5 protein-coding genes are annotated in these 13,713 nt (G+C 71.0%); all 5 read right to left on the bottom strand.

All coding sequences use genetic code 11. The features are described 5' to 3' along the window. Positions 1-29: 29 nt before the first annotated feature. Positions 30-584, bottom strand: coding sequence for a Uma2 family endonuclease (locus AC3WR5_RS02890; protein ID WP_492481704.1), 555 nt, complete (start codon positions 582-584; stop codon positions 30-32). A gap of 68 nt (positions 585-652) precedes the next feature. Further along, on the bottom strand, positions 653-1,285 hold the full coding sequence (gene yfcF / locus AC3WR5_RS02885) for a glutathione transferase (RefSeq protein WP_492481702.1): 633 nt from the start codon (positions 1,283-1,285) through the stop codon (positions 653-655). Positions 1,286-1,386: 101 nt separating this feature from the next. Then, positions 1,387-8,361 (bottom strand): hypothetical protein, encoded by a 6,975-nt coding sequence (locus tag AC3WR5_RS02880; RefSeq protein WP_492481700.1) that lies wholly within the window; start codon positions 8,359-8,361, stop codon positions 1,387-1,389. 217 nt (positions 8,362-8,578) lie between these two features. Beyond that, positions 8,579-8,836, bottom strand: coding sequence for a hypothetical protein (locus tag AC3WR5_RS02875; RefSeq protein ID WP_492481699.1), 258 nt, complete (start codon positions 8,834-8,836; stop codon positions 8,579-8,581). 27 nt (positions 8,837-8,863) lie between these two features. Continuing rightward, positions 8,864-13,606 carry an RHS repeat-associated core domain-containing protein gene (locus tag AC3WR5_RS02870; RefSeq protein ID WP_492481697.1) on the bottom strand — a complete coding sequence of 1,581 codons (4,743 nt, stop codon included), beginning with the start codon at positions 13,604-13,606 and terminating at the stop codon, positions 8,864-8,866. Positions 13,607-13,713 lie beyond the last annotated feature (107 nt).

Below are 13,713 nucleotides of genomic sequence, written 5' to 3'. Positions count from 1 at the left end.
GCTGAGGCGCGGTTCTCGGCTTCAGCTGCTCATGCTGCGCCGCTCTCCACGCCCTTGAAAACCAGTGCCATCGGCAGCTTGAGGTCAATGCTGCCAAGCACCAACTCACCGGTCCCGGTCTGGTCGGTCAGCAACCAGGCGCCGGCCTCGGCCAGTGTGAAGACCTCCACCTGGCGCTTGGCCGGGTCGATCAACACGTACTCGCGCAGTGAAGGCAGTGTGCGGTAGAGGATGAACTTGTCGCGCTTGTCGTAGCCCCTGGTGCTTGGCGACAGCACTTCGATGACGAGCTTGGGGTCGGTGATGGTCTGCTCGTCGCCGGCCTCGGCCTTGCCGCAGGTGACCATCACGTCGGGGTACAGGAAGCCCTCGGAAAGTTCTGCCTTGACGTTCTCGGCAAAGACCTGGCACGGCGTGCCGTCCAGGTGGTCGCCGATGCGGCTGGCCAGGTTCAGGATGACCCGGTTGTGGCGCAGGGTCCCGCCGACCATGGCATAGGTGTCGCCTCGGTAGAACTCATGCCGTTCCGGCTGTTCCTCCTCCCAGGCGAGGAACTCTGCCATCGTCATCTTGTGCAGTGGCATGCCCATTCGCGTGGCCCTCATGGTTGGAAGTCACTGAGCCCCAGCATAGCGCGGCCTTGAACCTCTCATCAAGACTGACTGAGTCCCGGCCGCGGCAACGCCAGCCACTCGCGCACGCTGCGGCGTTGCCACTGCCGTGTCGCATAGGCCGCGAGGTGGGCCGGCACCAGGTCACCGTGCATCACCAGCCGGTTCAGCATCAGTGCCAGGTCCAGGTCGGCCAGGCACCACTCGCCGAACAGGTCGTCGCTGTGGCCATGCAGCAGGGTGTCCGCGACGCTGAACAGCTTCTGCGCAGCCGCTTCGGCTTCGACCGACAGCGGGGCACGGCGCTGGGCGAAGAAGATCACTTCGGTGGGGCGTTCGACGCGGATCGGCATCAGGTCGCTGCGCAGCCAGGCCTGCACCTGGCGCGCGTGGGCACGCTGCCGCGGCGAGCTGGGGTAGAGGGCAGGGCCTGCGGCGGTGTCTTCCAGGAACTCGGTGATGGCCGAGGACTCGGCCAGGTTGAAGCCGTCGTCCTCGATCAGCGTGGGCACGCGCTGGGTCAGCAGTGTGCCGGCCAAGGTCGCGGCCTTGTGGGCGTCTGCGCCCAGGTCCACGGTGTGCATCTCGAAGGGCAGGCCTTTTTCATGCAGGGCCACGAAGACCGACATGGCGTAAGGGCTGGCGTACTGGGCATCGACGTAGAGCTGGCGCATCAAATGGCGCGCGGCGCCCTGGGCGCCGCGTCTGTCAAAACGGAGGGAAGGCCAGCGTAGCACCGGCAGCCCTGGCGGACGGCCAGTGCTTTGCCTGCCTTTCAGCGCCCGCGGCCGCGCAGCAGGCCGTCGGCGCGGTCCAGCGCCATGTTGCCGGCGCGGCCGTTGGCGGTTGCGGCGGTGGGCAGCACGGTGTTGCCCAGCGTGGCGCCGCCCAGCGTCGGGCGCAAGCCGGCCATGCCCAGGCTCGGCTTGGCGACCGTCATCGAGCTCATCACGCCAGGCTTGATGGCGCGGCCGAAGCCGCGGCGCAGCGTCGTGGCGTCGTCGTCGGCCGCCGCAGCAACCGTTGCGGTTGCCACAGGCTTGGCCACCGTGACAGCCGAGGCGATGCCCATGGTCGGCCTGGCCGTCGTGGTGGTGGTCGGTGCGCCAGCAACGGCGGGCGTGAGCCAGGACAAGAGGTAGCTGATGTCCGCGCCCTTGGCGGCGCTGGCGGTCAGGCTGAAGCTCAGCACCACGCTGTTGGCGCCGGCGGCGAAGCTGCCGAGGCTGACGGCGCTGTCGGTGAAGAAGGTCTGCGCCGAGGCCAGCGTGGTGAAGGTGTTGCTCAGCAGCGTGGTGCTGCCGCTCTTCACCGTGAAGCTCAGCGAATCGAAGCCGCCGTTGTAGCTGGTCATGCCCAGCAGGCCCAGGCTCAGCGTGCGCGTGTCCGACAGCGAGAAGCCGTAGGTCGTGCTCGACGAGTAGGTGCGCGTGCCGCTGGCGCCGCCGCCATAGTTGGCGCCAAACGAGCCCAGGCCCAGCGTGGTGCTGCCACCGGACAGCGAGGCCGCCACGTTGGGGTGCGAGGACAACTGCGCGTTCAGCGTGGCGGCGCTGGGCGAGCCGTTGGCATAGGCAAACGACTGCACACCATTGCTGCCGCCGCCGAGGTTGGGCATGTTCAGGCCGACAGCAGTGCGGTAGGCCGACTGGGTGTTGGTCACCGTGGCGCCGGAGACATCGGCCGCGGCCGTGCTGCTGATGCTTTTTGCGCCGTTGGTCACCGTGCTGGTGGCCGTGGCGGTGCCGCTGGCGCCATTGGCGTTGGCGACAGCGTCCAGGTCGGCCGCGGCCAGGCCCTGGCTGGTGGCCGTGGAGGTGGCCACGCCGCCCACCGCGTTGGCGTTGCTGACCGCATGGGCATAACCCGAGGCCAGGGTTTCCTTCGCGGTGGCCGAGGCGGTGGCTGCGCCGACGGTTGCGCCGCTGCCGCCATTGGCTGTGGCGGTGGCGCTGACCGAGGTGGTGGCCGTGGCGGTCAAGGTGCTGGTGGCCGCGCCGCCGGCTGCCGTGCCCTGGCCTGCGCCGCCATTGGCCAGCGTGCTGGCGGTCAGCGGTGCGCCAACGCCGGTCAGCGTCAGGGTGCCGACCGTCTTGGCCACGCCGCCGGCACCGCCTGTGCCGGAGCTGGTGCCGCCACCCGCGCCGGCGCCGGAAGACAGCGCGATGGTGGCGCTGCTGGCGCTGGCGTTGCTGAGGGTCAGCGTCGAGGTCGCGTTGCCGCCCTTGCCGGCTGCGGCGGTGTACGAATAGCCGCCCGCGCCGCCTGCTGCGCCCTGGCTGAGGTTCAGCGTGCCGTTGGTGCTGCCTGTCACGGCGTCGGTCTCGGTGACCGCGCCGCCGGCGCCGCCCTTGGCGCCATTGAAGCCGGTGCCGCCAGCGCCGCCGGTGGCACCGGCGCTGAGGTTCAGCGTGCCGTTGCCGGCGGCGCCGCTGGCCACTGCAGTGGCTGCCGCGCCGTTGCCTGCGGTGCTGCCGCTGCCGTCACCATCGCCGCCCCGTCCGCCGTAGGCCGTGGCCTGGCTGTACATGGCGGCCGAGCCGCCGCTGGTGCCGCTGGCCGTGGCGCTGCCTGCGCCTCCGATGGCGCCGCTCGCCCCGCCGCCGCCGTAGCCGCCGGTGCCGCCAGTGGCGCCAGCGCTGACGTTCACGCCGCCGGTGCCGGTGACTGCGGTGCTGCTGGAGGTGCCGGTGCCGCCCGCGCCGGATACCTTGCCGGCGCCGCCGGCACCGCCGCCGTTGCCGCCGGTGGCCGAGGCGCTGACGGTGGCGCCGTTGTTGTTGATCGTGGTGCCGCTGCTGGTGGCGGTGGCTGCGCCGCCCTTGGCGCCGGCCGCGGCATTGGCGCCGCCGCCATTGCCGCCGGAAGCGCCGGTGCCGATGTTCAGTGTGCCAACGCCGGTGACCGTCTGGCTTGCGGTGGCCACGCCGCCGATCGCAGCGGTGCCGGACGAGGCGCTGCCGCCTGCTGCCGCGATCGCGCTGGTGCTGACCGTCAGGCTGCTGGCCGTCGTGTCATTGACCGTCTGGCTGCTGGTGGCCGCGCCGCCTGCGCCGGCCACGCCGGAGTCGACATTGCCACCGTTGCCGGCGTAGGCGTTCTGCGTCAGGCTCAGGGCGCCGCTGGTGCTGCCGGTGGTGGCATCGGTCAACGTGGTGCTGCCGCCTTTGCCGCTGTTGGCGCCTGCGTAGCCAATGCCGCCACTGCCGGCATACGCCCGGTTGGTCACCGTGACGCTGCCGCCGCCGGACGCGCCGCTGGCCACCGACACGGCACCCGAGGCACCGTCGCCCGCCTTCTTGCCGACGCCGTTGCCGGAGCCGCCGCCGCCCGAGGTGGCTTGCGCCAGCACGTTGATCGTGGCCAGGCCGACGCTGCTGCCGTTGGCGGTGGCCGAGGCGGTGCCGCCGGTACTGCCGCTGGCATTGGTGGCACCGTAGCCGCCGCCGCCGCCATTGGCATAGACGGCGAGGTTCAGCGAGCCCAGGCCGGCGGTGATGCCCTTGGCGACCGCTGCGGCGCCGGCAGCGGAGGTGCCGCTGGTGGTCGAGCCGCCGTTGCCGCCGTTGGCATGCAGCGTGGTGTCGAACAGGCCGTTGCTGGTGCTGTTGAGCGTAAGGTTGCTGGTGGCCTTGCCGGCCACGCCGGCCGCTGCTTCGTAGGAGTAGCCGCCGCTGCCGCCGTTGGCGGTCTGGCCCAGGGTCAGCGCCCCGGTGGTGCTGCCGCTGGTGGCATTGGTCTGGGTGACCGCTGCGCCTGCGCCGCCTGCCGCGCCGCTGTAGCCGGTGCCGCCCGAGCCGCCACTGGCGGTGACGCCCACGCTGACCGGCGCGCTGCCGCTGGTGCCGGAGCCGCTGGCGGTCGCCGTGCCGCCGTTGCCGGCGGTGAAGCCGGCGCCGCTGGCATAGCCGCCGGTGCCGCCGCTGGCGCCAATGCTGATGCCGGCACTGTGGTTGGTGGTGGTGGTGCCGCTGCCGCTGCTGGTGGCCGCGCCGCCCAGGCCGCCGTTGGCGCTGCCGGTGCCCGAGCCGCCAGTGCCACCGGTGGCGCCCACGCTCAGGCCCAGCGCGCCGACGCTGTTCAGCGTGCTGGCCGCGGTGGCCGCGCCGCCGGCCGCGATGTTGCCGGTGCCGGTGTTGCCACCCGCGCCGGCCGTGGCGCCGATGCTGGCCGACAGCGCGTTGGCCGCCGTGTCGCTCAGCGTGAGGCTGGAACTGGCGGCGCCGCCCAGGCCGGCATTGCCGCTGTCGGTGCCGCCGCCGTTGCCGCCGTAGGCGTTCTGCGTCAGGTTCAGCGTGCCGGTGGTGCTGCCGCTGACCGCGTCGGTCAAGGTGCTGCTGCCGCCCTTGCCGCCGGTGGCGCCTGCGTAGCCTATGCCGCCGCTGCCGGCATAGGCGCGGCTGGTGACGTTGACCGTGCCGCTGCCGGAGGCGCCGCTGGCGATGGCGGTCAGGCTGGACGAGCCATCGCCGCCCTTTTTGCCCGCGCCGTTGCCGTAGTTGCCGCTGCCGCCCGCGGCCTGCGCCAGCACGCTGACGGTGTTGATGCCGATGCTGCTGCCGCTGGCCGTGGCCGAAGCGCTGCCGCCGGCTGCGCCGGTGGCGTTGCTGCCACCATAGCCGCCGGTGCCGCCGTTGCCATAGACGTTCAGGTTCAGTCCGCCCAGGCTGGTGGTCGTGCCCTTGGCGACCGCTGCGCCGCCGGCGGTGGCGGTGCCGCTGGTGGTCGAGCCGCCGCCGCCGCCATTGGCGGTGACCGTGGTGTCGAACTGTGCGCTGCTGGCGTTGACCGTCAGGTTGCTGGTGGCCTTGCCGGCGATGCCGGCGGCGGCTTCATACGAGTAGCCGCCGGTGCCGGCATTGGCCGTTTGGGTCAGCGTCAGGCCGCCGGTGGTGTTGCCGCTGGCGGCATTGGTGGCGGTGACCGCTGCACCTGCGCCGCCGGCCGCCCCGCTGTAGCCGGTGCCGCCTGCGCCGCCGTAGGCCGTGGCGGCGACGCTGGCGGCTGCGCTGCCGGTGGTGGCGCTGCCAATCGCGGTGGCGGTGCCGCCCGCGCCCGCGGTGAAGCCGGCGCCGGTGGCGGTGCCGCCTGTGCCGCCGTAGGCATTGACGGTGCTGCCGGCGGTGTGGTTGTTTGTCGTCGTGCCCTGGCCGGTGCTGCTGGCGTTGCCGCCGGCACCGCCGCTGGCTGCGCTGCCGGCACCGCCGGTGCCGCCCGAGGCGCTGATGTTCAGCCCCAGGTTGCCGACGCTGGTGGCGTTGCCCGTCGCCACACCGGCGCCGCCTGCGCCGGCCGTGCCCGAGGTGGTGGCGCCACCCACGCCGCCCGCGGCGCCCACGGCCACCGAGAGGTTGCTGGCGGCCGTGTCGGTCAGCGTCAGGTTGGACGTGCCCTTGCCGCCAAGGCCTGCCAGCGCGGTGTCGCTGCTGCCGCCGTTGCCGCCGGTGGCGCTCTGCGAAAGGTTCAGCGTGCCGGCGGTGCTGCCGGTGGTGGCGTTGGTCAGCGTCTGGGCCGCGCCTGCGCCGCCATTGACGCCCGCACTGCCGGCGCCACCGCTGCCGCCAAAGCTGCGGGTGGTGACGTTGACGGTGCCGATGCTGGAGCTGCCGCTGGCGGTGGCGCTGGCGCTGCTGCCGTCGGCCGAGGTGGCGTCCGTGCCATTGCCGCCGCCGCCGTTGCCGCCATAGGCATCGGCGCGCACGTTGACGGTGTCGCTGCCCATGCTGGTGCCGGTGGCGGTGGCGCTGGAAGTGCCTGCGCTGCCACCGCTGGCGCCGGAGGCACCGCTGCCGCCGGAGCCGGCCGCCGAGGTGGTGAAGACATTGATCGGGCCGAAGTCGGACACGGCCGCGCCGGTGGCGCTGGCATTGCCGCCGTTGCCGCCGGTGCTGCCGCTGCCACCGGCCGAGCCGCCATTGCCGCCGTTGGCCGTGGTGGTCGCGCCTGCGGTGTGCTGGTCCACCGTGGTCGCCGTGTTGGTGGCCAGCGCGGCGCCGCCAGCGCCGCCGCCGGTCAGGCTGCCGTTGCCACCGTTGCCGCCAGTGGCCAGTACCGTCACGCCGAGTTCGCCCACCGCATTGAAGTTGGCCTTGGCCGTGGCTGCGCCGCCGGCGCCGGTGAAGCCAATGTTGGCCGCGCCGCCGGTGCCGCCATAGGCCTGCTGGGTGACGCTGAGGCTGGAGGCGGCGCTGTCGCTGGCCGTCAGGTTCGAGGTGGCCGCCCCGCCGGTGCCGCCTGCCCCGCCACCGGTGCCGCCGCCATTGCCGGCGTAGGCCTGCTGGACCAGCGTGATGTCGCCGCTGGTCGTGCCCTTGGTGGCGTTGACCAGGTTGACCAGGCCACCCGCGCCGCCGTCTGCCGTGCCGCTGGTGCCGCCGCCGGTGCCGCCAAAGCCTTGCACCTGCACGCTGACATTGCCGCGGCCGGACTTGCCGATGCCGGTGGCCGCTGCGGTGCCGCCATCGCCCGAGACCTGCACGAAGCCGCTGCCCGAGGTGCCGCCGCCATTGCCGCCATAGGCGCGCGAAAGAATCGACAGGTTGGACGCGCCCTTGGCAGTGCCGGTGGCCGAGGCGGTGGCGTTTGCGCCGTTGGTGGCGTCGACGTTGGCCTGGCCCACGCCGCCCACGCCGCCTGCGGCGAGCACGTTCAGCGTCAGGCCGCCCTTGGCCGTGATGTTGGCGGTGGCCGTGCCGGCGCCGGCGCTGCCCGCCGTGCCGCCGGAGGTGCCGCCGCCGTTGCCGCCGGTGGCGTTGAGGCTCACCGTGAGCGCGTTGGCCGTGGTGTCGTTGACGGTGAGCGAACTGCTGGCTGCGCCGCCGTTGCCGCCGCTGTCGCCATACGAGAAGCCGCCGGAGCCGGCGGTGGCGTTCTGGGTCAGGCTGAGGTTGCCGGTGGTGCTGCCGCTGACGGCGTTGGTGAGCGTGGTGGCCGCGCCATTGCCGCCGTCGGAGTTGGTGTTGCCGGTGCCGCCGGAGCCGCCGGTGGCCGCGGCGAGCGCCGATGCGTCGCCCGAATCTGACTTGGCGGTTGCGGTGGCGGTTGCCGTGGCGCCGTCGCCCGCCTTGCCACGCGAGGCCGTGCCGCCAGTGCCGCCAAAGCTTTGCGCGTCGGCCGAAGCGGTGGCGCTGCCGATGCCGGTGGCGCTGGCCGTGCCGGTGGCCGCGCCGCCTTTGCCTCCGGCCGCGCCCAGGCCGCCGCCCACGCCGCCGTTCGAGCCAGGTGTGCCCGGCGTGCCGCCCTGGCCGCCATAGGCGCGGCTGATGGCCGCTGCGTTGCCGGTGGCCGGGGTGGTGTTGGCAACCGCGGTGGCCGCGCCGCCCGCACCGCCCTTGCCGGCATTGCCACCCGGCAGGCTGGCAGAGCCTGCACCGCCATTGCCGCCGGTGCCGCCAGTGCCGCCGGTGGCGGTCGAGGTGTTGCTGTTGTCGCCGTTGGCCGGGTTGGTGGCATTGGCCGCCTGGCCGTTGCCGCCAACGCCGCCGTCACCGCCAGGGTCGGTGCCGGCCGTGCCGGTGGTGCCGTTGGAGCCGGTCGTGGTCACGGTGGTGGCGGCCGCAGGTTGCAGCGCGATGCCGATGGCCAGCGGCACCAGCAGTGCGCCGATGGCCGACCAGGTGCCGGCCTCGGCCAGCCGCGTCGAGTTCCCCGCACGCCAGGCCTGGATGGCATGCGCCAGCGCGCCCAGCTTCAGGCTTTGCGGACGGCGCTGCGGGTTGCTGGCGCGGGAGGTGTCGGAGAAAGCTTGCATGAATCGCTCCAGGAGAGAGTGGGGCACTGGGGCCGAGGCGAAGCCCGGCCACCCGATGAGGTGGCCGGGCCTGGCGGCAGCGGTTGATCGAATGAAGGGGCGCGCGAAGGTGGGCGCGAATGGGAAGGCGCGCACGAATGGGCGCATGCCGGCCAATGCGGCCAGGCGCCTGCAGGGTGGCCACGGGCTTGCCGCAGCCGGGTTGGCGCGCTGCGGCTTATTTCCTTTCCCCGAAGAAGTACAGGCCGGCGGCCAGCACGAACAGCACCGCGCCGGCCGTGATCAGGCCGTACAGCAGCATGTGCTCGCTGGCCGTGAGGTAGACCACCGCGCCGTGGGTGTTCAGCGGGTACGAGGGTTCGCCGGGCGGTGGCGAGGCGGCGCCGGTGGAGGCGTAGCGCTGCCAGACGAAGAAGGAACAGCACCACAAGCCCAGCGCCAGCAGGCCGCAGATGATTTTCAGGGACCTGAGCATGGGCATCCTTGTGTCGGCAGGCATTGTTCAGAAGGGGTGCACCCAGGTGTAGGTGGCGCCGGCGGTGCCTGAGACAGGGGTGCCGCCGCCCACGCCAATGAAGCCGTTGCCGCCGTAGATGTTGCTGCCGTCGGAGCCCTGGCCGTAGTAGCCCTCGGCACCGCCGATGACACCTTCGCCGCCGGAGCCGCTGACCGAGGCGAACGGGCCGGCCAGGTCGCAGATCGTCTTGGCATTCGAGCCGCCGAACTGGATGCCGATCGAGCCGCCGGCCCCAGCGCCCACGCCACCGCCACCACCGCCGTAGAAGCCCCAGTTGGTGCCGTCGAAGGCAATGCCGGCAAAACCGCCGCCGCCAATGCCCACCGGGCCTATCAGCGGGATGTTGACGCTGCCGGAGATGCCGATGTTGATGGTCCACAGGCCCAGCGGGTCGATCTGCGAAGCCGGGTTGCCCTTGACGTAGCTGTACAGGTTCACCCCGCCGTTTTCGGCAATCGGGTCCCGTGAGAGCCAGCGGCCGGCCGCCGGGTTGTAGGCCCGGAAAGGCGTGAGGTAGAGGCCGCTGGTGGCGTGATAGAACATGCCGGCGTAGCGGAAGTCGGTGGAGGTCGGCGTGCCGCCGGTGGCCACCGAGTTGCCGTAGGCGTCGTAGTCCAGCGATCCCTGCACGGCGCCGCTGGCAACGTTGGTCACGTTGCGCACCGAGCCCAGCTTGTCGCGGTTGTAGTAATACTTGGCCGAGTTCGCCGGGCGGAATTCGCCTTCGGCAAAGTAGCGCCGGGTCACCGCGTCGCTGCCGTCGCGGGCCTGGCACAGCACCATGCCGCACCACAGGAAGCGGGTCTCGGTGACGGTGCTGCCATTGGTCTCCAGCATCGCCACCCGGCGGCCCATGCCGTCGTAGCGGAACTCGCTCTTCAGCGCCGTGTTGTTCTTGTAGAGGATGGTGGCCAGTCGGCCGGCGCCGTCCCAGGTGTAGGTGCGCTTGCCGTCGTCGGTGATGTTGCCGGCGCTGTCGTGCGTCACATTGGCGCCGGCCAGCTTCAGCAACTGGTTGTTGACGCCGAAGGTGGCGGTGGAGGTGGTGCCGCCGGGCAGGGTCAGGCTGGTCAGGTTGTCGGCCGCGTCGTAGGCGTAGGCAAATGCATCGCCAGGGGAAACCGACATGGCGGTGAGCCGGTCCGCGGCGTCGTAGGCGGGGGTCCAGCCGCGTGCCGCGCCGGCAATCGTGGTGTCGGCGATGGCGGTGACCAGGGCCTGGGCGTTGCTGGTGTACTGGAAGCTGCGCGTGCCCAGGCCGGCGATGCTGCTCAGCCGCCGGTCCAGCGTGTTGTTCTCGTAGCCGAAGGTGGTCTTGGCCTTGGTGCCCACGGCCACGGTCAGCGGTGCGAAGGTGTTGCCCAGGTAGCTGTAGGCCAGTGCGCCCAGCGCGTTCTGGCCGCTGCTCACGCGGCCCAGCGCGTCGAAGACGATGCTCTCGGCATTGCCCGCTACCGTGCGCTGCTTCACCCGGCCGAGTTCGTCGTAGGCGTAGGCGATGTCGTCGTTGGCGTAGGGCCCGTCTTCACCCGTCAGTTGCAGTGCGCCCAGGCCGCCCACGGCGCCGTACTGGTACTGGGTCGTGCCAGTGCCGTCGCTCATGGACTTCACGCGCGGGAACACCGTGTCGTAGCTGAACTTGACCGTGGCCGTGGCAACGCTGCCGCCGCTGTAGGCGACGCTGGCGATGCGGTCGTCCTTGCGGTAGGTCAGCGTCTGGGTGCGGCCGGTCGCGTCCACCCGCGACTTCATGCGTGCGCCGTAAGTCTCCCAGTTGAAGGTGTCGACACTGCCGTCGGCAAAGGTCTTGCTGGTGACGCGGCCTTGAAGGTCGCGCTGCCAGGTGGTGACATTGCCCTTGGCATCGGTCAGCGTCTGCAACTCGCCATTGCGGTAGCGGCCGATGGAAACGGTGTGCAGCAGCGGGTCGGTGACGCTGCTGAGCGCGCGGTTGGCGTCGTGGCCGTAGCTGGTCACGCGGCCCAGGCGGTCGGTGTAGCTGCCCAGGTCCAGCTTGTCGTAGGCGTACTGTTCGCTGCTGCCATCCGGATAGGTGGCGCTGAGCATGCGGTCCAGCGCGTCATAGCTGTAGCCGATGACGTGGCCTTCGGAGTCGGTGCGGGAGGCCACCCGGCCGAAGCTGTCGTAGGTCAGCGTGACGCCAGCGACGGCATTTGGCAGCGTGATGCTGGTCAACTGCCCCAGCGCGTCGTACTGGTAAGTCCAGACCTGGCCCAGCGCATTGGTCCTGGTCAGCAACTGCCCGGCCGGGTTGTACGTGTACGTCGTGACCTGGCCCGCCGCGTCGGTGGTGGTCAGCGGCAGGTGCTGCGTGTTGAACGTCGCCTGCGCCGTGACGTAGTAGTTGCCGTTCTTGTCGCGCACCCGCACCCGGGTCACGTCGATGCCGTTGCCATTGCCGTAGGTGTACTGGGTGTAGCGCCCTTCAGGATCGGTCACCGAGGCCGGGTTGCCGGTCTGGTTGTAGAGGATGGTCGTCAGCTGCGTGCTGCCGTCGTCCAGCACCCGGCCGATCTGCCAGGGCTGGTTGTAGGTGCCCGAGGTCAGCCCGCTGTCGTTGGGCGTGCGGAACCACAGCCGGCCTTCCAGCGGGTTGACGGTGGACGCCATCGCGCTGGACGAATAGCTGAAATTCACCATGTCGTGGTACCAGTGCTGCACCTTGGCCTTGGTGTAGTCACCGGCGGCCAGCTGGTAGGCGTGCTTGTCCCAGTAGAAGGTGTTGCGGTAGTACAGGTACTGGTTGTCGTTGTCCATGCCCGCGGGCATGCCGCGCGGGTCCGAATACGGCATGCCAGGCGCCGACTGCTTGGACTCCACCCGCTCGGTGTAGCCCAGCGGGTCCGTCATCTCCAGCACCCGGTCCGGCCCGCTCTCGGAGGCCGTGAAGGTGCTGGCACCGTAAGGCGTCGCCAGCTGCGTGATGAAGCTGCCCGCGTCATAGGTCATCGTCGAGGCCAGGCCCAGCACGTCGGTGATCTTCTGCAGCCGGCCCGAAGCGTCGTAGACGATGGCCGCAAAGCGGTTGAACGGATCGGTGACCTTGGTCACCTGCAGCGGGAAGCTCGCATTGCCATAGGCCAGCTTGGTGATGCGGCCCACCGCATCGGTCAGCCTGGTGACCCGCATGCTGCCGTCATAGGTCAGCGTGACCGCATTGCCCTGCGGGTCCAGCACCTGCGTCAGGAACACCCGGCGCGGGTAGACGGTCGCCCCATCCGGGCTGGCATACACCTCCACGCTGCCGTCCTTGAAGCTGCGCTCGTAGCGCACCGGGCTGGCCGAGACCATGCGCAGCAGCGAATAGCCCGCCGGCTCGTGGGTGAACTTGCCGGTGTTGGCCGAATAACCCGTCTCGTCATAGGCGCCGCCCCCGCGCACATAACTCATCGTGTTGACCCCCGGGCGGCCTGGCACGTCCACCACGTAGGCCAGCCAGTTGTGGGTCCACTTCGGGCCCAGGTTGCCGAAAGTCGGCAGCGTGGGCTGGCGCGCCTCGCGCTGGTTGTAGGTCAGCTGGAAGAAGACATCCGGGCCGACCGCCGGCCGGTAGCCCACCGGCGTGTCCGTCAGGTTCAGGCTGACGTTCATCGAATGCGCGTTGTAGCCGCACATGCCGGCATTGCCGCAAGGCGGCTTCTCCTTCGGGTCGTCCGGCCGCGTCGCGTTGGGATCGCCCGAGTTGGTGTAGCCCATGCCCCGCACCTGCGCGGCCTCGGCCACCGTCACCGGCCGCCAGCCTGCCGCCGCGGTGGCAGCCGGGATCATGAAGAAGCCCGTGCTCTCGCGCTCGATCGCGTCCCGGCTGACCCACAGGTCGGTGCCGAAGGTCGGGTCCTGGATGTGGAAGCGGTCGCCCTCCTGGCCGACGATGGCCGCGTAGTGGCTGACCTTCCAGTGGACGACAGACGGCACAGGGATCGGCGTGTTGCCGACCCGGAAGGCCGCGCGGTAGGGCAGCTTGGCCGCCTTGGCCAGTTCCGCCACCTGGCCCAGCGTGACGCCTTGCGGGCCGGACTGGTAGCGCTCCAGCAGCTTCATCTCCGGCTTGCCAGGGCTGCCGGCATTGGCCGGGTTCAGCAAAGCCAGCCGGCGCAGCGCGTTCGGGCCACATAAATAGGCGACACCGGGGTTGTTGTCCATCATCCACAGGCCTTGCCTGGCACCTGCGACGAGTTCGGTGGCCGGGCCGATCAACTGGCGGCCTTCCACCGCCGCCAGCAATTCCTTCAGGCGCTCGGCATGGCCCAGGCGGGCGTGCATGCGGATCAGCTCGCCCACCGCCCGGTCGGCCATTGCGCGGGCTTGAGGGGAAGGCTCGGTCAGGGACTGGCCGATGGTCCAGGCGTCTTCCCAGGCGGCGATGGCGCGGGAGAAATAGCCTTCGCGGTAGTACCACAGGCCCAGGTTGGTCTGCAGGCCCAGGCGCCAGGCGGACTGCGGGTGGGCGGCGAGGAAACGCTCGACCGGGGCCAGGCCCTCGAGGCTGCCGGGGTTGAGGCCGGCCAGGGCCTGGGTGAGGGTGGCTTCGTCGGTCGCTGCCAGCGCGCTGGTGGCGATCAGGGGTTCCTCAAAGCCGGGGATGGCGCGGGGCAGGCCCACCGAGGGCGGTGTGTCGGCATGCGCGAGTTGAAAACCTGCGCCCAAGGTGAGCGCGACGCCAATGAGCAAGCGGCCAACCTTGCGCCAAACCGATGCGACTGCCATGCCCACCCTCCCGGATGCTTGATGTAACCAGCAAATTCTGCGCGCATCCATCCAGGCAAGCGAGCTGACCTCGTCCCGCAAGTTGGGGGTGTGTTAACCCTTGTCGC

The sequence above is a fragment of the Ideonella sp. FW305-24 genome (genome assembly GCF_058788035.1).
The sequence above is the reverse complement of the archived record's forward strand: the minus strand, read 5'-3'. Positions and strand labels throughout refer to the sequence as shown.